This window comes from Pseudoduganella rivuli, from assembly GCF_009674485.1.
In the GTDB taxonomy this organism is placed as follows: domain Bacteria; phylum Pseudomonadota; class Gammaproteobacteria; order Burkholderiales; family Burkholderiaceae_D; genus Rugamonas; species Rugamonas rivuli_B.
The window spans coordinates 126,730-145,338 of record NZ_WKJJ01000018.1; the positions used below are offsets into that span (position 1 = coordinate 126,730).

The 18,609-nt window shown below is 63.7% G+C and carries 18 protein-coding genes; 6 read left to right on the top strand and 12 right to left on the bottom strand.

Annotated features, from left to right (window positions below):
- Positions 1 to 6 precede the first annotated feature (6 nt).
- The 9 genes from GJ700_RS25810 to GJ700_RS25850 all read right to left on the bottom strand — a co-directional run bounded on the left by GJ700_RS25810 (position 7) and on the right by GJ700_RS25850 (position 7,654).
- The gene (locus tag GJ700_RS25810; protein ID WP_154379388.1) at positions 7 to 1,068 is read right to left on the bottom strand and encodes an iron-sulfur cluster-binding domain-containing protein; all 1,062 of its coding nucleotides are present in this window, start codon (positions 1,066 to 1,068) and stop codon (positions 7 to 9) included.
- Complete coding sequence (locus GJ700_RS25815; RefSeq protein ID WP_154379390.1) at positions 1,065 to 2,015, bottom strand: diiron oxygenase; 951 nt, start codon at positions 2,013 to 2,015, stop codon at positions 1,065 to 1,067. Before GJ700_RS25815 ends, GJ700_RS25810 begins: the two co-directional genes overlap by 4 nt.
- A 31-nt stretch (positions 2,016 to 2,046) precedes the next feature.
- A complete protein-coding gene (locus tag GJ700_RS25820) occupies positions 2,047 to 2,757 on the bottom strand; it encodes a glutamine amidotransferase (protein ID WP_154379392.1) in 711 nt (236 codons plus the stop codon).
- Positions 2,758 to 2,768: 11 nt separating this feature from the next.
- The gene (locus GJ700_RS25825) at positions 2,769 to 4,076 is read right to left on the bottom strand and encodes a YncE family protein (RefSeq protein WP_154379394.1); all 1,308 of its coding nucleotides are present in this window, start codon (positions 4,074 to 4,076) and stop codon (positions 2,769 to 2,771) included.
- Between the two features lie 159 nt (positions 4,077 to 4,235).
- On the bottom strand, positions 4,236 to 4,703 hold the full coding sequence (locus tag GJ700_RS25830) for a peroxiredoxin family protein (protein ID WP_154379396.1): 468 nt from the start codon (positions 4,701 to 4,703) through the stop codon (positions 4,236 to 4,238).
- Positions 4,704 to 4,788: 85 nt separating this feature from the next.
- The gene (locus tag GJ700_RS25835; RefSeq protein WP_154379398.1) at positions 4,789 to 5,031 is read right to left on the bottom strand and encodes a thioredoxin family protein; all 243 of its coding nucleotides are present in this window, start codon (positions 5,029 to 5,031) and stop codon (positions 4,789 to 4,791) included.
- Positions 5,032 to 5,081: 50 nt separating this feature from the next.
- The gene (locus GJ700_RS25840; protein WP_154379400.1) at positions 5,082 to 5,798 is read right to left on the bottom strand and encodes a hypothetical protein; all 717 of its coding nucleotides are present in this window, start codon (positions 5,796 to 5,798) and stop codon (positions 5,082 to 5,084) included.
- An 80-nt stretch (positions 5,799 to 5,878) separates the two neighbouring features.
- Positions 5,879 to 6,508, bottom strand: a complete 630-nt coding sequence (locus GJ700_RS25845) for a MarR family winged helix-turn-helix transcriptional regulator (protein WP_154379402.1) — start codon at positions 6,506 to 6,508, stop codon at positions 5,879 to 5,881.
- A 177-nt stretch (positions 6,509 to 6,685) separates the two neighbouring features.
- A complete protein-coding gene (locus GJ700_RS25850; RefSeq protein WP_154379404.1) occupies positions 6,686 to 7,654 on the bottom strand; it encodes an IS1595 family transposase in 969 nt (322 codons plus the stop codon).
- Positions 7,655 to 7,764: 110 nt separating this feature from the next.
- Between GJ700_RS25850 and GJ700_RS25855 the strand changes: the two genes are divergently transcribed.
- From GJ700_RS25855 to GJ700_RS25870, 4 genes are all read left to right on the top strand, one after another.
- Positions 7,765 to 8,130, top strand: a complete 366-nt coding sequence (locus GJ700_RS25855) for a hypothetical protein (protein WP_154379406.1) — start codon at positions 7,765 to 7,767, stop codon at positions 8,128 to 8,130.
- Positions 8,131 to 8,235: 105 nt separating this feature from the next.
- On the top strand, positions 8,236 to 9,474 hold the full coding sequence (locus tag GJ700_RS25860) for a TolC family protein (protein ID WP_154379408.1): 1,239 nt from the start codon (positions 8,236 to 8,238) through the stop codon (positions 9,472 to 9,474).
- Entirely contained in the window at positions 9,471 to 10,652 is a 1,182-nt protein-coding gene (locus GJ700_RS25865) for an efflux RND transporter periplasmic adaptor subunit (protein ID WP_154379410.1), read from the top strand. The genes GJ700_RS25860 and GJ700_RS25865 overlap by 4 nt, the downstream gene beginning before the upstream one ends.
- 13 nt (positions 10,653 to 10,665) lie before the next feature.
- A complete protein-coding gene (locus tag GJ700_RS25870; protein WP_154379412.1) occupies positions 10,666 to 13,800 on the top strand; it encodes a CusA/CzcA family heavy metal efflux RND transporter in 3,135 nt (1,044 codons plus the stop codon).
- On the opposite strand, the gene GJ700_RS25875 is transcribed toward GJ700_RS25870, so the two are convergent.
- Positions 13,797 to 14,558: a pseudouridine synthase gene (locus GJ700_RS25875; protein ID WP_154379414.1), complete on the bottom strand. Its 762-nt coding sequence runs from the start codon at positions 14,556 to 14,558 to the stop codon at positions 13,797 to 13,799. The genes GJ700_RS25870 and GJ700_RS25875 overlap by 4 nt on opposite strands.
- Before the next feature lie 98 nt (positions 14,559 to 14,656).
- On the opposite strand from GJ700_RS25875, the gene GJ700_RS25880 reads away from it, so the two are divergent.
- Positions 14,657 to 15,163 carry an MgtC/SapB family protein gene (locus GJ700_RS25880; protein WP_154379416.1) on the top strand — a complete coding sequence of 169 codons (507 nt, stop codon included), beginning with the start codon at positions 14,657 to 14,659 and terminating at the stop codon, positions 15,161 to 15,163.
- 444 nt (positions 15,164 to 15,607) lie between these two features.
- Positions 15,608 to 16,666, top strand: a complete 1,059-nt coding sequence (locus GJ700_RS25885) for a M35 family metalloendopeptidase (RefSeq protein WP_154379418.1) — start codon at positions 15,608 to 15,610, stop codon at positions 16,664 to 16,666.
- Positions 16,667 to 16,810: 144 nt separating this feature from the next.
- On the opposite strand, the gene GJ700_RS25890 is transcribed toward GJ700_RS25885, so the two are convergent.
- Together GJ700_RS25890 and GJ700_RS25895 are read right to left on the bottom strand one after the other, a co-directional pair.
- The gene (locus GJ700_RS25890) at positions 16,811 to 17,329 is read right to left on the bottom strand and encodes a hypothetical protein (protein WP_154379420.1); all 519 of its coding nucleotides are present in this window, start codon (positions 17,327 to 17,329) and stop codon (positions 16,811 to 16,813) included.
- A 94-nt stretch (positions 17,330 to 17,423) separates the two neighbouring features.
- Complete coding sequence (locus GJ700_RS25895) at positions 17,424 to 18,587, bottom strand: tyrosine-type recombinase/integrase (RefSeq protein WP_154379422.1); 1,164 nt, start codon at positions 18,585 to 18,587, stop codon at positions 17,424 to 17,426.
- Positions 18,588 to 18,609: the final 22 nt, after the last annotated feature.

Here is an 18,609-nt window from a genome sequence, read left to right on the forward strand (position 1 = left end):
CCTTGGCTAATTGCCCGGTCCCAGCGCAATGGCCAGCTCGCCCGCCGTCGGATACGTGCAGCAAGCCAGCGCATAGCCGTTGCTGACATCCTTGTCGTCGAGGCAGAAGTCGGCCTCGCGGCGGCAATCCCCGGACAGGATCCTGACGCGGCAACTGCCGCAGATACCGGAGCGGCACTGGCTGCGGATCGGCACCCCGTGCTGCTCCAGGTTTTCCAACAAGCTCCTGGCGGGATCGGCCGGCAGGCCGTCTTCCCGGCCCGCGATGGCGATCATGGCGCGCGCCGCGGTGGACGGCGCAGCGGCCGGCGCGGGCTCGGGCACGGGTGCCTGCGGTGCGCTGAACGATTCAATCAGCAATTCGGCGTGCGGGTACAGGTCGCGCACGCGGCTGCGCGTCTCGGCGGCAAACTGGTGGCCGCCGCACAGCAGCACGGCGCCCGGCTCCGGCAACGCGCGCAGCATGTCGTCCGATGGACGTCCCGCATGGAAATGGCTCCAGCCCGAATCGATCGGCTGGCGCGTGATAAATACCTGCATGTCGAACCATGCGCTGGTCAAATCCAGTTCCAGCAATTCGTGCAGGAACGGCACGTCCTGCACGCGCGGGCAGCACAGGTACAGCGTGACACCGGGTACCGGCAGGCCCTGCTTCGCCCGCTCCGCCAGTTCGCGCAGCAGGGCAATCGGCAATGTCACGCCAATGCCGCCTGCCCACATCAAGACCTGGCTGTGCACCAGCACCGCGTCGACCGTGATCTCTCCGCCGGTGTAGAGCAAGGTGACGGCCGCGCCTTCCTGCAGGCTGGCGTGCAGGCGGTCGGCCACGCCCCGGGTGCCGGTGCGGCGCACGGCGATTTCAAACACGTCCGGCGCCGGCTTGCGCGTCACGGAATACATGCGCTGCTGTACGCCGCCCGCCATGTCGGCATATTCCAGCGCGACATAGCGCCCCGGGTCGATGTCATGGCACGGGCCGTGCGAGGCGGGCAGACGCAGCGCGAAAATTTTAACGTTGCCGGCTTCCAGCGCCGTACTGTCGCAGCGCACACTGATACGGGCATTCATACCGCCACCTCCAGCGCGTCGCCGTGCGACGCCAGTTCCGGCGCGTCCAGTCCGATGCGCGCAATCAGCGCCTGCACGGAACCGGTGTACACGCCAATCTCGTTTTCACGGCCGGTATCGGCCAGGATATCGGCGGCATGGGGAAACTCCAGCATCGAGAACACCTTGGCCCACGCCCCCATCTCATTATTGGCAAACATCTCGACCGTCTTGAGGATCACCGCGCGCAGGTAGCTGCGCTCGCGCTGGCTCAAACCATGGACCAGGTCCGTGGCGACGAAACTGAACACGCTGGAGTGGCTCCATTCATCCATCGCATGCGTCTTCGTGGTGCGATGGCAGACGCTCTGGATGCCGGCATCCTCGGCCATGGTTTTCAGGTAATCCGTGATCAGGGTTTCGCTGGCGCAGGCCATGGCGAAACGGGTCAGGCGCCGTTCCCATTCGGCGTTACAACTGGCCAGCACGGCGCGGCGCCACTCCACCAGGTTGAACGCCGTGAATTCCAGCGGCGCCAGTCCGCGCCTGGCGTAAATGTAGTTCGATGCCAGCAGCGACATGCGCGTGTGCAGCGCTTCATCGAGCAGCGCCTGCGACATCACATCCTGGATCACGTCGCGGTTGCGGCTGTTGGCCGGCGCCACCTTGATCAAGTCTTCGCAGGCGGGCGTGACGACGTCGCATTCGATATAGACGGTTTTCAGGTTGTATATGCCCCACGCATAGGACAGGCAGCGCGACTTCAACTCCTCGGGCGCGGAGCGCCATGCTTCGTGGTCGCGGAACGGCAGCAGCGATGCGCTGAAATCGTGCTTGGCGGGATCGAACTCCAGGTCCGCGTAGTGCACCGGCCCCTGGTTGACCGCCGCGCGCTGCTGCCACAGTGCCGACAGCTTTTTCAGCATCACGGCGACGGTATCGTTTTGTTCAGTTTGATGGGTATCCATTGGGTTCACCTCTGTTCATTCAAGTGGCGTATCAGGCAGGCACGGCTTGCGCCAGCCACGCGCTGAAGAAATGGCGCGCCTGTTCCTGCAATGCCGCACCATGGCGCTGGGCGTCGCGCCGCAACGCCGCCACGTCGATGCCGGCGCCCGCGATTTCACAGGCATGGCCGACCAGCCAGTGTTCGATTTTTTCCGCCTGCGCTTCGGGGTGGAATTGCAATCCCAGTGCGCGGGGACCGTAAGCAAAGGCCTGGTTCTGGCACACGGGGGTCGACGCCAGGTGCACCGCGCCTTGCGGCAACGTGAACGTATCGCCATGCCAGTGCAGCACGTCGGCCAGTTCGCCGGATAAATACCGCAGCGGCGAATCCCGGCCCGCGCCGGACAATTCCAGCGGCGCCCAGCCGATTTCCTTGACGCCCGACGAATACACCTTGCCGCCCAGCGCGGCCGCCATCAGTTGCGCCCCAAGGCATATGCCCAGGGTGGCCTGGCCGGCGGCCAGCCGCTGAGTCAACAGGGCCATTTCTTCGCGCAGGAAGGGATACAGGTCGTCTTCATAGACGCCGATCGGACCGCCCAGCACCACCAGCAAGTCGGGGGCCAGCGTTTGCACCTGGGCGGCCAGGCCCGGGCTCCATGCGGGCAGGTAATGCACCGCATACTCTTTGTCGTGCAGGACCGCTTCAAACGATCCCAGGTTTTCAAATGCGACGTGCTGGATGGCGACAACGCTTTTCATGATGTCGCTCCTTAGCGGTTGCGGCCGGCGGCATATTCGCCGTGGAACATCATCAAGCCGTCATCCATGCTGTACACCTTGGTGACGGTGTCGGTGGCGGTATCGATCTTGATCAGGTGGTCGGAAATAAAGCTCGACACGTAGACCGCATCGCCATCGAGCGTGGCGCTGGCCGTGTGGGCATTGCGGAAGTCGGCCGGCAAGCCTTTGCCCGGCGCCAGGCGCTTGATGAATTTCGGCGCGGCCGGGTTAGACACGTCCCAGATCGACACATAACCGTCGCGGCCATAATCGGAAGCGGGCGCATTGGGCTTGCGGCCCCACGAATCTTCTTCCGCCACGTACAGCTTGCCGTGCGCGAGCGCCACATCGGACGGCGAACGCAGCAAGCCGTGCTGCGGACCATTCTGGGAACCGATCACGCGCGTTGCTTTCATCTCCTGCACATCGATCAGCCACACGCTGGGCTCGATCACGACGTTGCCCGGCTTGGTGGCCGACGTCGGCCCCTGCTGCATGGTGCCGATGTAGGCGTAGCGGTCGGTCAGCCAGACCGCGTAGTGCGCCATGGCGCCATACATGTTCCCGCTGCCCAGCTGGATCTCGCCCATCACCTTGACTTCGCCCGTCTGCGTGTTGGGTTTATAGACACGCACGGTGCCCATGTCATAGTCATAGCCGACACCCAGGCCCACCGAGCCGGAATTGTTGAAATTCACGCCGTGCGTCTGGCGCGTCAGGTCGCCATCCGAATACACGGGAATCGGGTGCAGCTTGCCGCTGCCGGTCACCTTGAAGCCGCGCACCCGGTTGTCCGTGTAATGGGTGACGTAGAAATACTTCGAATTCGGCAGGAACGTCGGGCCATGGGTTTGCGTGAACGATGGCCGGGTCCACGGCATGATCGGTTGCTGCGGCGACACCTGGGTGATGTTCTTGAATTGCGACGGCGAACCGGGCTGCGCCAGCGGCAACGTCTGCAACACTTTCGCGTCGATGGTGCCGGCGTCCCAGTCGATGCGCTTCAGGTGCACCGTCACCACCGATGCCGTGTACGGCGGCACCGCGTCCGTCAGCATGTACACGGTCCGTTCATCGGCGCTGATCGCCGTATGCTGGCAGGCGGCGGGTTGCCAGCCATACACCGTCGGCAAGGCCACCTTGGCCATCTGGTCGGTCTCCGAATTGATCAGCACGAGTTCACAGCCTTTCATGTTCACGCCGGACAGGATGTGGCCCGCCAGCGCCGCGCCAGGCAGCGCCGCCAGTCCCAGTGCGGCGGCGAATACGCCGGAAATTGCCGAAGTCATTTTTTTCATGATGTAGCCCTATGTTTGGATGAGTTGATGTGCATTTGGTTTGATTTGGCATCAGAACGTTTTCAAGAACGTTATAAAAAATGCCATCAACAGTATGGAGTCCTAATAAAGTTGTGTCAGTCAGTTGGGCGACAATTTAACAATCTGTGCAAAATTACATCAGCGTGGCGCTTCGGCCAGCAACTGGCCGATCAGCGCGCCGACGGCCAGGTCGTCGACCTGCCCCAGTTGCTGGAAGCGCAGTGCACCCTGGCGGTCGATCAAGATCAGCGTGGGCGTGCCGCGCATGCCGTACTGGCGCATCGTGCGCGGCGGGCCGCCATGCCCGTCCGGCTGGTCGACACCGATGGGAAAGGCCAGCCGGTTTTCATCGATGAATACTTTCAGCGCAGCCGGTCCCATGACGTCGTGGTGTTCGAATACCGTATGCAGGCCGATCACGGCCACGTCGTCGCCATCGAATTGCGCATGCACGCGCTGCATTTGCGGGATACCGTGCAGCACGCAACCAGGGCACAGCATCTGGAACGCATGCAGTACCACCACCTTGCCGCGCAATTCGCTCAATGCGAGCGCTTGCGATGTGTTGAACCATTGCGCCACATCCAGCGCGGGAGCTTCGATCATGTCAATCTCCTGAAAAAAAGAAAAACCGCGCGTGCGGCTGTGGGCCGGACGCGCGGTCGTACCTGTACTTGCATGCCTGTGGGGGTTACGACCCTTTCACATCCGCCATCGACGCGCCGAAGTTGATGTGGAAGACACCGCCGTCCAGCACCAGGGCCGGCACCGATTTCACGCCGAGTTTTTCCGCTTCACCGATACGGTCGCGGGCATTGCCGAAGTGGACGACTTCCAGGTCGTACTTGTTGCGGTCAATGGCCGCCGCGACAGCTTCCTCGGCGGAGACACAAACAGGGCAACCAGCGTGGTAGAAAACTGCTTTGCTTTTCATGGTGATACTCCTTTCAGTGGGTAGGACAACAGGAATCCGCAAGCGCGGGGTTACTCGGCTTTGCCCGGCAAACTCAGGTCGCCGGACGCCACATCGAATACATTCACGACACACAGCAGCGGCTGGTGCGGGCTGGCGCCGACGCGCAGGCCGGCCGTCACGCCGTCGAACGCCACGCCTTTGAAATTGCTGACATCGTCGAACGGCACCCGCACTTTCACGGTGCTGGCGGCAAAGCGGGGCGCGTAGCCGGGGCTGTCGATCAGCAGCGGCACACCGGGCCAGGTCTTCGGCAACTTGGGCTTGGCGCCGGGCGGAATGTCCCTGACCTTCAGCGCGCCCTTGCCGCATGCCTCGTCCGGCGCCAGCACCACCCAGTGGCTGTGCCAGTCGTTGCCCTTGGTATCGAACAGCGGCGTGTCGTCAAAGTCAGGGTGCGTGGTCACGGCCAGCGCCAGGATGCCCGCGCCGGCTTCGAAGCCCACTTCGGACGGATCGATCCTGGTCGGCCATACATAAGAAAACACGTTGCTGCCTTCGAATTTGCCGGTCTTTTTCGGCTTCACGGCGCCTGCCGTACCGGTCACCGACATGGCAAACACCAGCTGGTTTTTCGCCGCGTCGACACTGATCTCGGCAGTGACGATATCGAAGCTGGCGTCCTTCACATTGCCCTTCTTGGCATTGACGACATGGGCGCCGGCAGGCTGGCAAGCCAGCGCCGCCAGCACGGCGAACACGGAAGCGACAGGGATGGTGCGAAACATATATTAGGACTCCTAACTATATAGGTCAAAAAAAATGGCGCTTGCATTACGTCTTGCGCCTGGGCCAACGCGGTATCGCGTCAACCCGCTTTCCTGATCGGCACGACTTTCTGCGTGCGCGCCACGTGTTCCGGGCAATCCAGCCGCAAATGCCGGTCTGCGAACGGCGCCCCCACCAGGTTGCAGTAATGGGGGAACTGCGGATCGTCATGCGGCTGGTAATAGCTGCACGTCACACACATGCGCGCGGTGGAAATCTCGCCCCGCTCCTGCATGTTCCTGATGAGCTTAACGATCAGGCTCAACAGCGTACTTTTTTCTTCCGGCGTCAACGCCAGCAAACTCATCGCCAGCAGCCCGCCGCTATCGCCGCCGGCCGCCGCCAACTCCCTGCCCCGCGGCGACAGCGACAGCGCCACCGCCCGGCGGTCGTCCGACGCCCGCCCTTTGTCCACCAGGCCCTTGCCCACCAGCGTACTGACCGCCTCGCTGGCCGTGGCCGGCGTGATGGCCAGTTGCTCAGCAATCACGGACAGCCGCAACGCTTCCTGCCGCGTGCTGAGCAAGGTCAGGATATCCGACTGCGTCGGCGTGATCCCTTCGGCAAATGCCCGCGCCCAGGCCTGGCTGCGCATCACGGTGGCAATCCGCGCCAGTCCGGTGGCGATGGTTTGCTCTATCGGTGCGCTAATGGTGTCGAACGGATTCATGCAAGGAAATTAATTAGTTGTACTAACTATATCCAACTCCTCCAGACATGTCAAACACTTTCAAATGCGTTGCCGTGTCACTTCCCGTCGCGACACTTCGGAAATTGCCGGCACCGCGAACTTGAAGCTGATCGCTTTCCAGCGCGCGGTCCTTTCGTGGCGACGGAATGATATTGGCTATGTCACCGCAAACCGTGGAAAGTGTCCAATTGCCGCTTTAAGCAGAGATTCCGCGGTATCGATGCGATGTGCATCAAGGATGCAGCGCCAGCCCAGGTAGTTCGGCAGGTAGCGCGTGGCGACACCGTGGAAACGGTGCAGCCAGGCCCGGAAACGGCTGTGGTAGGCGTTGACGTTTTGCACATGCAGCGCGCCGCGCGTGCGCACACCGGCGCGCAGGTTGACCGCATCATGGGTGATCCCGCTCTCGCGGGCAAAGGCGCGGTAAGCCGCGTTGGCGTCGGTCACCAGCAGGATGTCGGGATCGAGCGCCGGCCGCAGGCACTGGTGCAGGGCGGCGCCGGTGAGCGCACCGCGCCCGGTGACGAAGTCGAGCGTGCGGCCGTTGCGGTCGCGCGCCACCAGGATGCACACCTGCTCGTGTGAAATGCCGCGCCGGCGTGCGTGCCCGCCCCGGCGGCGCGGCGGCCGGTCCAGGTGGCGTGGTCCCTTCTGCGACTCCAGCAAGAACATTTCGTCGGCCTCGGCAATGCCATGCAGCAGCGGTGCGCGGTCAGTGCGCGGCAGCGCCAGGAAGCGGTGGCGCCAGCGGAACGTGGTGTTGCGGTGCACGCCGAGGCGGCTGGCGGCATGGCGCAGCGAGTGCGACGCCAGCATGCCGTCGAGGTAGGCCAGCCACCGTTCCTTATAGTGGAGCCTGGCCAGCGGCGTGCCGGTCAGCGTATTGAAGGTTTTACCGCACGTGCGGCAGCGGTAGCGCTGCAGGCCGCTTTCGCGGCCGTGCCGGTACCAGCAGGTGCCGGCGCAGCGCGGACAGCACAGTTTTTCCCGGGCCGCCTGGTCCAGCAGCCGGCCCACGTGCTGCCTGGCGTCGGCCTGCCCCAGCCGGACCTGCAGCTGGGTGCATTGCCGTGAAGTCAGTAACGCCAGTTGCGCCAACAGCGATGCGAATGCCTGCGTTTCCATGATCTGCCTCCAGCCCCGGGATGATATTGCTTGGACCGGGAACGAAAAGCAGAGTTCCACGAAAGTTGCAGACAGCGCCTTATTTTTCCGTCATGTTATACTCCGCGCCCATGGCCCGTCAGTTCCTGTTCTTCATGTTGACCATCGTCGCGCTCCAGTTCAGCTGGCTTGCGATCAGCGCCTATTGCGGCCATGAATCGGGCCGGGCCGCCCGGCATTTCGGCCACCACGAGCATACGGGACATGCCGACGAGACGACGGCCGCGATGAAGGAAAAGTCGCCGTCGCTGGCCAAGAAACTGACACCGCATACCGATTGCTCGTCGTGTTCGCACGCACCGCTGGCGCCCGCCAGCCTGGACACGGCGCTGGGCCATGGTTTGCTGGCGCAGATGTCGCAAACCATGCCGTTGTCCGCGCCGGCTTCGGCATATTCTCCTCCTCCGGAACGCCCTCAGTGGCACGCCGCGGCTTAAGCCCGGCGGCCTCCATCCTTTCCCCATCAGCTTGATCGCCGGCGCCCGTGCGCCGGCCGGATTGCCGCCGGATTTTCTTCGACCTTATTTTTCGGAGTTGTATCCATGCGATCCAGATATCTCGTGCTGGGCGCCACGTTCCTGTTGTCAGGCGCGTGGTTCCCTGCGTGCGCGGCTGCCCCGGTGGTGCCGCCACTGACCCTCGGACAGGCCATCGAACTGGCCTTGTCTTCCAACCCAAGCCTGCGCGTGGCCGGGCACAGCGCTGCCATCGCCGATGGCGCCCGGCTGCAGGCGGGACTGCTGCCCAACCCGGAATTGTCCGTGCTGCGCGAAGGCGTGCAACGCGCCGGCCGTACGCAGACCGTGCAAATCAGCCAGCCACTGGAACTAGGCGGCAAACGCGCCGCCCGCGTACGCGTCGCGGAGCTGGACCAGACGCTGGCGACGGACACGCTGCGCGTGACGGCTGCCGGCTTGCGGGCCGATGTCACGGCGGCGTATTTCGAGGTGCTGACGGCCCAGGAGCGTGCCACATTGGCCCAGGGCGCGCTGGAACTGGCGAATAAAGCCCGTTCCGCCGCCAGCCGGCGCGTTGCCGCCGGCAAGATTTCGCCGGTCGACGAATCCCGCTCCACCGTGGCGGCTGCCGGCGCACAGCTGGAACTGGCCACGGCGCAAGCGGAACTGGCCGGCGCCAGGCGGAGACTTGCGGCGTTATGGGGTGGCAGCCTGCCGCTCGAACAGCCGCTGATCCTTCCGGAGCCCACTTCACTGCCGCCGCTCGCCACACTGCGAGCCGGGCTGGAATCCACGCCGCAGCTGCAACGGGCCGCCAGCCAGGTGGCGCGTGAAGCTGCGCAAGTCCGGCTCGAACAGGCGCAGCGCATGCCGGACATGGCTGTCATTGTCGGCAGCAAGAAGGATACCGAATTGGGCCGGTCGCAGGCGCTACTGGGCCTGTCGATTCCCCTGCCCCTGTTCAACCGCCAACAGGGCAATCTGCTGTCCGCACTGCGCCGCGCGGAGCAGGCGAAAGCCGAACTCGCGGTGACCCGGCTGGAACTGGAACAGGGGCTGGCCGATGCGTACCAGCGCGCCGAACTGGCGCAACTGCAACTCGACACCATCCGCACCGGCATGCTGCCTGCCGCGAAAAGCGCACTGGACGCGACGGTGACCGGCTTCGAGCTGGGCAAATTCAATTTCCTCGATGTACTCGATGCCCAGCGCACGCTGTCCCAGGTGCGGACCCAATACCTGAACGCCATGTCCGAGCGCTACCGGGCCCTGGCCGACGTACAGCGCTACGCGGCGCCCGATCAAACAGAAAGCACCAAATGAAGCCATTCAACACCTATCAACCCATCCTGGGCGTCATCGCGGCCGGCCTGATCCTGGGCGCCATCATCCTGTCCGGGAGCGGCGCCGGCAATAGCGCCGGCATTGCAGCGGAACGCAAACCTGCCGAGGCGCAGGAACAACATGACGACGGCAACCGCGTCGCCATGACGGACGAACAAATCCGGACCGCGGGCATCGCGCTGGCCACGGCCGGTCCGGCCAGTATCGGCACCACCGTGGAATTCCCCGGCGAAGTGAAATTCAATGACGACCGCACCGCCCACGTCGTGCCCCGCCTGCCCGGCGTCGCCGAAGCGGTGCATGCCGACCTCGGCCAGAAAGTAAAGAAGGGGCAAGTGCTGGCCATCATTTCCAGCCCCGAGCTGGCCGACCTGCGCAGCGCCATGCTGGCCGCGCAAAAGCGGCTGGCGCTGGCGCAACTGACGTACGAGCGGGAAAAAAAGCTGTGGCAAGACCGGATTTCGGCCGAGCAGGATTACTTGCAGGCGCGCCAGGCTTTCCATGAAGCGGAAATCCAGGCGGACAGCGCGAGGTCGAAACTTGCCGCGCTGGGCGCCCATACCACCGATGGCGCGCTGAACCGCTACGTATTGCGGGCGCCGTTTGACGGCGTCGTGGTGGAAAAGCATATCGCGCTGGGCGAAGCGGTCAAGGAAGACGCCAACGTGTTCCTGCTGTCCGACCTGGCGACGGTGTGGGTGGAAGTCAACGTGCCGGCCAGGGACATCGAACTGGTCCGGGTGGGCGAACCCGTGACGATCCAGTCCGCCAGCACCGCGTCGGCCACGGCCGGCAAGATCAGCTACGTGGGCAGCCTGCTGGGGGAACAGACCCGCACCGCCAAGGCACGGGTCGTGATCGACAACCCGAACATGGCGTGGCGTCCCGGCCTGTTCGTCAATGTCGCCATGGCGCAGGGGCAAAAGCAGGCGCCGGTCGCCGTGCCATCGGAAGCAGTTCACACCGTGGACGGCAAATCCGTGGTGTTTATCCGGACGGCCGGCGGATTCCAGGCGCAGCCGGTCCGCACCGGCATCACCGACAGCCGCATGGTGGACATCCCCGAAGGGCTGGCCCCAGGCGTCTCCGTCGCCGCGGCAGGCAGCTTTGTCGTCAAGGCGCAGCAAGCCAAGGGCAGCGCCGCACATGACCATTGACGGGAGCCCAGCCATGTTTGAACGACTCATCCGCCTGGCCATCGGACACCGGTGGCTGGTGATGCTGGCCGTGCTGGGAATGGCGGCCATCGGCATCTACCATTACCAGCGCCTGCCGATCGACGCGGTGCCCGACATCACCAACGTGCAAGTGCAAATCAACACCAGCGCGCCCGGCTATTCGCCGCTGGAAGTCGAACAGCGCATCACCTATCCGCTGGAAAGCGTGATGGCGGGCTTGCCGAAACTCGAGCAAACCCGGTCCCTGTCCCGATACGGGCTATCGCAAGTGACCGTGATTTTCAAGGACGGCACGGACATTTATTTTGCGCGGCAACTGGTGACCCAGCGACTGCAGGAGGCCGGCGACAAGCTGCCGGCCGGTATCGTGCCGGTCATGGGGCCGATTTCCACGGGATTGGGGGAAATCTTCCTGTGGACCGTGGAAAGCGATCCGGGTGCGAAGAAGGCGGACGGCAGCCCCTATACGCCGACGGATTTACGGGAAATCCAGGACTGGATCGTCAAACCGCAGTTGCGGCAAGTGCCCGGCGTCACCGAAATCAATTCGATTGGCGGCTATGCCAGGCAGTACCACGTCACGCCCGACCCGGCGAAACTCAGTGCCCACGGCCTGGCATGGAAGGACGTGGTGTCCGCCATCGAGCGTAACAATGGCAACGTGGGCGCCGGCTTCATCGAACGGCACGGCGAGCAATTGCTGGTCCGCGCGCCGGGCCAGGTGCAGTCGCTGGACGATCTCCGCAACACCATCCTGAACAATGTACAGGGTGTGCCGGTCCGCGTGCGCGATGTCGCATCGGTGGAACCCGGGGCAGAATTGCGCAGCGGCGCGGCGACGGAAAACGGGCGCGAAGTCGTGCTGGGTACGGTATTCATGCTGGTCGGCGAAAACAGCCGCGTGGTGGCCCAGGCGGTGGCCCGCAAAATGGCGGTCATCAACAACACCTTGCCGCCTGGCGTCAAGGCCGTCCCCGTCTACGACCGCACCGTGCTGGTGGACAAGGCCATCAATACCGTCAGGCAGAATTTACTGGAAGGCGCGGTGCTGGTCATCGCCATCCTGTTCCTGTTCCTCGGCAATCTGCGCGCCGCCGTCATCACCGCCATGGTGATCCCGCTGGCGATGCTGTTCACCTTCACCGGCATGGCCGGCTACAAGGTCAGTGCCAACCTGATGAGCCTGGGGGCGCTGGATTTTGGCATCATCATCGACGGCGCCGTGGTGATCGTGGAAAACTGCGTGCGCCGGTTGGCCCACGCGCAGCAACAGCAAGGCCGCCTGCTGACGCGCGACGAGCGGTTCAGCGAAGTCTTCGCCGCCGCCCGGGAAGCGCGCCGTCCGCTGCTGTTCGGCCAGTTGATCATCATGGTGGTGTACCTGCCACTGTTCGCGCTGTCCGGCGTCGAAGGCAAAATGTTCCAGCCGATGGCATTTACCGTGGTCGCGGCGCTGGCCGGCGCCATGGTGCTGTCGCTGACGTTTGTCCCCGCCGCGGTGGCGCTGTTTATCGGCGAACGCGTGGCGGAAAAGGAAATCCGCCTGATGGACATGGCGCGCCGCACTTACGAACCCATGCTGGCCAGGGCGCTGGCCAGGCCAGCGCTGGTGGTGACCACGGCGGTGGTGCTGGTCGTACTGTCGGGACTGCTGGCCACCCGCATGGGGCGTGAATTCGTGCCCAGCCTGAATGAAGGCGACATTGCGCTGCAAGCCTTGCGCATCCCCGGCACCAGCCTGACGCAATCGCTGGACATGCAAAAGAAACTGGAAGCGGGACTCAAGGCCAGATTCCCGGAAATCGACCGCATCTTCGCCCGCACCGGGACGGCGGAAATCGCGTCGGACCCGATGCCGCCGAATATCTCGGACGGCTACATCATGCTGAAGCCGGAATCGGCGTGGCCCGCGCCCCGGCGCAGCCGCGCGGAACTGATCGGCGCGATCCAGGAGGAAGCGGAGAAGTACGCGGGCAACGCCTACGAATTTTCCCAGCCGATCCAGTTGCGCTTCAATGAATTGATTTCCGGCGTGCGCAGTGACGTGGCCGTGAAAGTCTTTGGCGACGACATGGACGTGCTGTCCGCCACCGGCCGGCAAATCGCGGCGGTCCTGCAACGGGTGCCCGGCGCCACTGACGTCAAGGTCGAACAGACCGATGGCTTGCCGATGCTGACCGTGCGCATCGACCGCGAAAAGACGGCGCGCTACGGCTTGAATATTGGCGACGTGCAGGAAACGCTGGCCACCGCGACGGGCGGCCGGCATGCCGGCACGCTGTTCGAGGGCGACCGCCGCTTCGACATTGTCGTCCGCCTGCCGGAAACCTTGCGCAACGACGTCGCGGCGCTGGGGCGGTTGCCAATCGCGCTCCCCCGCAATGGGGGGACGGGCGCCGCCTACATCCCGCTGGCGGAAGTGGCCAGCCTGGACTTTGCGCCCGGCCCCAACCAGGTCAGCCGGGAAAACGGCAAGCGCCGCATTGTCGTCAGCGCCAACGTGCGGGACCGCGATATCGGCGGCTTTGTGGCCGATGCGGAACGGGCGATCGCCGCCGGCGTCAGGATACCGCCGGGGTACTGGACCGGCTGGGGCGGCACCTTCGAGCAACTGCAGTCTGCCACGCAGCGGCTGCAACTGGTGGTGCCGCTGGCGCTGTTCCTGGTGCTGGCGCTGCTGTTCGCCATGTTTAACAACATCAGGGATGGCTTGCTGGTGTTCACCGGCATTCCGTTTGCGCTGACGGGCGGGATTGCCGCGCTGATGTTGCGCGGCATACCGCTGTCGATATCCGCCGCGGTGGGGTTTATAGCGCTGTCCGGCGTCGCCGTATTGAACGGGCTGGTGATGATTGCCTGCATCCGTGCGCTGCGCGACGAGGGTATGCCGCTGCACGAGGCGGTGGTCCGTGGTGCACTGGACCGGTTGCGTCCGGTCCTGATGACGGCGCTGGTCGCGTCATTGGGGTTTGTGCCGATGGCGCTGGCGACGGGGACCGGGGCGGAAGTGCAGCGGCCGCTGGCCACGGTGGTGATCGGCGGGATTTTGTCGTCGACGGCGCTGACGTTATTGGTGTTGCCGGTGCTGTACCGGCTGCTGCACGGGCGGCGCCTCCAGTCACCCTAAACCTGGTCCCACGCAGTCAAATCCCGTTCGGCCAGCCCGTCCGGGAATATCGACAGCACTTGCATGAAGCTGGCTTCCGGCTGCGCCGCCAGGTGCAGCCATTCCCCCGTGCACGGGTGCACGAACGCCAGGCCGGTGGCGGCCAGCATCAGCCTGCCGTGCCCGAAGCGCTCGGCAAAATACCGGTTATGGCGGCCCCGGCCATGGTTGGCGTCGCCGATGATGGGATGGCTGATGTGTTTCATGTGCCGCCGCAACTGGTGGCGCCGGCCCGTTTCCGGGTACAGCGCCACCAGGCTGTAGCGGCTGCTGGCGTAGCCCTCGATGGCGACGGGAATTTCCGTGACGGCCATGCGGCGGTAGCGGGTCAGCGCATCGCGTATTGGCGCCTCCTCTTCCTTGCCGCGCCGGTCTTCCGGTTCTTCGCGCAACGGGTGGTCGATGACGCCCTGTTCCGGGATCCAGCCCCGCACCATGGCCACATAGCGTTTGCGGATCTGCCCCTCCATCAAGGCCTTGCCCAGCCGGCTGGCGGTATCGGGATCGCGGGCAAACACCAATATGCCCGACGTGGGCCGGTCCAGCCTGTGCAGCGGATACACGTATTCACCGCCATTCATGGCGCGCGCATATTGCAGCGCGAATTCGGTTTCATGCGGATCGATGGGACTGCGGTGCACCAGCAGCCCGGCCGGCTTGTGCACGACCAGCAGCCACTGGTCGCGGTGGATTTCTGTGAGGGGATTGTGTTGAACCATGTTGCCATGTTACACGACCGCTTGTTTAACCCAGGCATGCGGCATCGTTTTGCGGCTCCGGCCTACAATCGGGCATCGCGCGCGTTCAAGGAGACCCCATGTGGCAGCAAGTGTGGCTGACGATACAGCAGGAATTTTCCGACCTGGGGGATGTCAGGGGGATTACCCAGGTCGTCATCCGGCTGCTGGTCGCCGTCGCACTGGGCGCCATGCTGGGGTACGAACGGGAATCGGTGGGGGCATCGGCGGGGCTGCGCACGCATATGCTGGTGTCGCTGGGCTCCGCCCTGTTCGTCCTGATACCGCTCCAGGCGGGCATGCAGGTGGCCGACCTGTCGCGCGTGCTGCAAGGTGTCATTGCCGGCATCGGCTTTATCGGCGCGGGCGCGATTTTAAAACTCAAGGATGAAAACCAGATCACGGGATTGACGACGGCAGCCGGCGTCTGGCTGACGTCGGCTGTCGGCATCGCGGCCGGCATGGGGCGGGAAGCCACGGCGGTGTTGAGCGCCGTGTTTGCGCTGGTGATCCTGTCGCTGGTCCACCACGGCGTGGAAAAGAAACGCAAAGGCCCGCCGCCCCATTCCGGCAATCCCAACGATTGATGCCGGAATGGACACCGCTTCAGCGCATCAACATGCCTTCGGCCATTTCGGCCAGCACTGTCCGCACTTGTTCGTGAAATGCCTTGATAACTTTGCTCATGATGCACTCCTTGCGTGAGGGGAATGTCACCATGCTAATGGCCATACAGGACAGTTTCCGCCCTGTTTCAAATCCGACCATGGCTTCCGGCTTTCGCGCACTGTCTCAAAAGTGTCTTTAAAAACAGTGCTTTACCCTGTCTCATTCTTAACAAACATGAAGTCGATGTTAAGAATTGAACAGCCATGTTGCTTAAATGCCTAAGCCAACCCGTCTAGACATCTCAATAAAGCCATTTTTGCAATTTTCCGTTGAAACATTTCATCTGGTCATGTGAGGATATGGTCACGGACGGGGTCACAAGCCCCGCCTCCAACAAAAAACCTACACGAACGGAGAGATACATGAACTGGAATCATGCGATGAAGTTTGGCGGTGCAGTAGCGGCGGCAACCCTGTGCTTCGGTGCCTACGCGGCAGACAACGGCATCGTGACCAAAGTCAGCATGGACAAACAATCGCTGGGCGCCAGCGACGATGTGGTGGTGAAAGTCACGATGACGAACACGTCGTCGACCCCACAGCAAATCCTGAAATGGCATACCCCGTTCGGCGATATCGAAGAAGCGCTGTTTGAAGTAACCCGCGACGGCGTCGCCGTTCCGTACGAGGGCATGCACGTCAAGCGTCCCGTGCCGACGGCCGGCGACTACTTCACCATCCAGCCTGGCAAGTCGCACACGGTGCACATCGAACTGTCGTCGATGTATAACATGAGCGTGACGGGCGAATACAAGATCCGCTACAAGACCAAGGGCCGCGACCTGTTCGTAGCGAATGGCAACAAGAAGGGCAACGCGGACGAAATCGCTTCCGACGCGGTGTCCGTGTACATCGAAGGCGCGCTGCGCCGCGGTGTGGTACCGGAAGCGCAGCCGATTCAATCGCTGGCCGGCAGCCTGTCGTACAGCAAGTGCAGCGCCTCGCAGCAAAGCACGATCGCTTCGGCCGTCGATGCGGGCAAAGCCATGGCCACCGATGGCGACGCGTACCTGGGCGCGGGCAAGACCGGCACCCGCTACACCAAATGGTTCGGCGCTTACACGTCCGCACGCTATACGACGGCGAAGTCGCACTTTGCCGCCATCAAGGATGCGTTTGAAAACAAACCCATCACCGTGGATTGCTCGTGCAACAAGACGTACTACGCCTACGTGTACCCAACCCAGCCGTACAAGATCTATGTCTGCAAGGCATTCTGGACGGCGCCAATGACGGGCACCGACTCGAAAGGCGGCACGCTGGTGCACGAAATGAGCCACTTCAACGCGGTCGCCGGCACCGATGACCACGTGTATGGCCAGAGCGGCGCCGCTTCGCTGGCGATCAGCAATCCAGACCAGGCGCTGGATAACGCGGACTCGCACGAATACTTTGGTGAAAACACCCCGGCCGGAAACTAACTAAGGCTGGTATGCGGTTCCCGGCAGGGGCACGGGAACCGTCTCTCCCTGCGTAGTACGCCCCCCTAACGACGGGCCTTCGCCCCTGCTCGCCCCATCCCAGCTTGCAGGGGTCTTTTTGTATCCGGCCCCAGGCCGGCCCGGTCAACGCCCCGCCATCGGCGGACTCTCGCCACGGAACGTGAAACTGACCGGCGGCACCGATACCCGCACCGTCCCTTCCGGCTTGCCCAGGTCCGGCACGGCGTAGCCCGCATAACTGAGCTGGTACGTGTGGTGGCCCGGCTTGAACGCGTAACTGTCCGTGATGTCCAGCGTATTGCTGTGGCGCGTACCCGGCGCGACCGTGAAATAATCGTCTGCCGTCAGCGGCCCGCGCTTGACCATCGGTCCCTGGTATTCCACCGGCTTGCCGGTCGCCGTATCGCGGATTTCAAACAGGCGGCCAAATAATTCCTTGTCCGTGGCAATCGCGTTGGGCACGTGCATGGGCTGGCCATTGGGATTGTCCAGCACCACGGTGACCAGCACACGGCCGCCGCTCGACGCCACCGTCAACGTTTCACTGAATGACTTCATCAGCTTGCCTCCGGCCTCGACTGCCAGCGGCGCGGCCAGCAGCAGCGCCGCGCAAGTGACACGGTAAATGACAGAATGGACCATTTTCACGGCTCCTTTTTCTGGTGACACCTCTGTTGCACTATAGGCCAAACCGCGTGGCCCTGCGTGGTTTTGACCGCGAAGCAAGTTCAGGGCGCTAGGCAATGTTGTTGCCGTTCACGGACGCCATGATTTCATCGTGGCGCTCGAGGTCGGACTTATGCAGGTACGCGGCGGTCGTCACGATGCTGGCGTGACCCGCTGTATCCTGCAGGGTTTTCAGTTGCACACCGTTGTTGGCGTGGTTGGTCAGCATGCTGTGGCGCAGCCAGTGGGCGGACGCCTGGCGCAGCGCGGCCGCGCTGTCGGCGTCGCCCAGCGACTCGGCGGCCACCGCCGCATCGGCAAACACGGCTTTCATGGCGTCCGCCGCCGCCTCATCCGTTACCCGCTGCAATAACGTGCCCCGGCTCGACAGCACCATCGGCGTGGTGTCGCCGCGCGACGTTTGCGGCGGCAAGCCATAGGCGACGCGGTAGCGCCGGAAGGCGTCGAGCATGTCGGGCGGCACGGGCAAGCGGCGCGCCTTGCTGCCTTTACCCATCACATCGAGCCACCAGCGGCCATTGCCTTCCGTGTAAAGCGCACCCATGTCCGCGCCGACGATTTCCGACAGGCGCGCCCCCGTATGCGTATAGGCCAGCAACAGGAAACGGTCGCGCTCGCGCCGCCGCAGCGTGGCCTGGCTGAGTGCTTCGCGCCGGTCCACGGCGGCCAACGCCAGGCGGATCGCATCCGGCGTCAGGTAGCGCGTCACGCGCGCCCCGGACGCCACGCGCACGTGGTGCACCAGCGCGCCGGGATTACGGTCGAGATAGCCGGTGCGTTCCGCGTAGCGCAGGAAACCTTTGACGGCAATCACGGCCTGGCGGCGGCTGGCGTCGGACAGCGGCCCGGAAAACGGCCGGTAGCGTGCATCGTTGCGGGGCCACTTGGTGGGAGAAATCCAGTCGGCAGGCGGCGCGCGCAGGAATTCCTTGTAACTGTTGATGTCCGCCACCGTCAATTCGCGCAGCGTCTTGCAGGCTTCTTCGCGGCACCAGGTCAGGAAGCGGAACAATTCCTTTTGCGAATTGGCGCGGGATGCGGGACTCAATTCGCCATGGCCAATATATTCACGGGCCAGTTCACTGTCCGACTGGGCAGCCGTCAACCGTCCCCCGCTGTCGCTGGCCTCGCGCGGCAGCACCATGGGCAAAGACGGATTGGATGCCGATGGCGCCGGCGGCTCCAGGTCGATCAAAGCGAATTTACTGGTCATTTATCCAGTATAACATACAGTA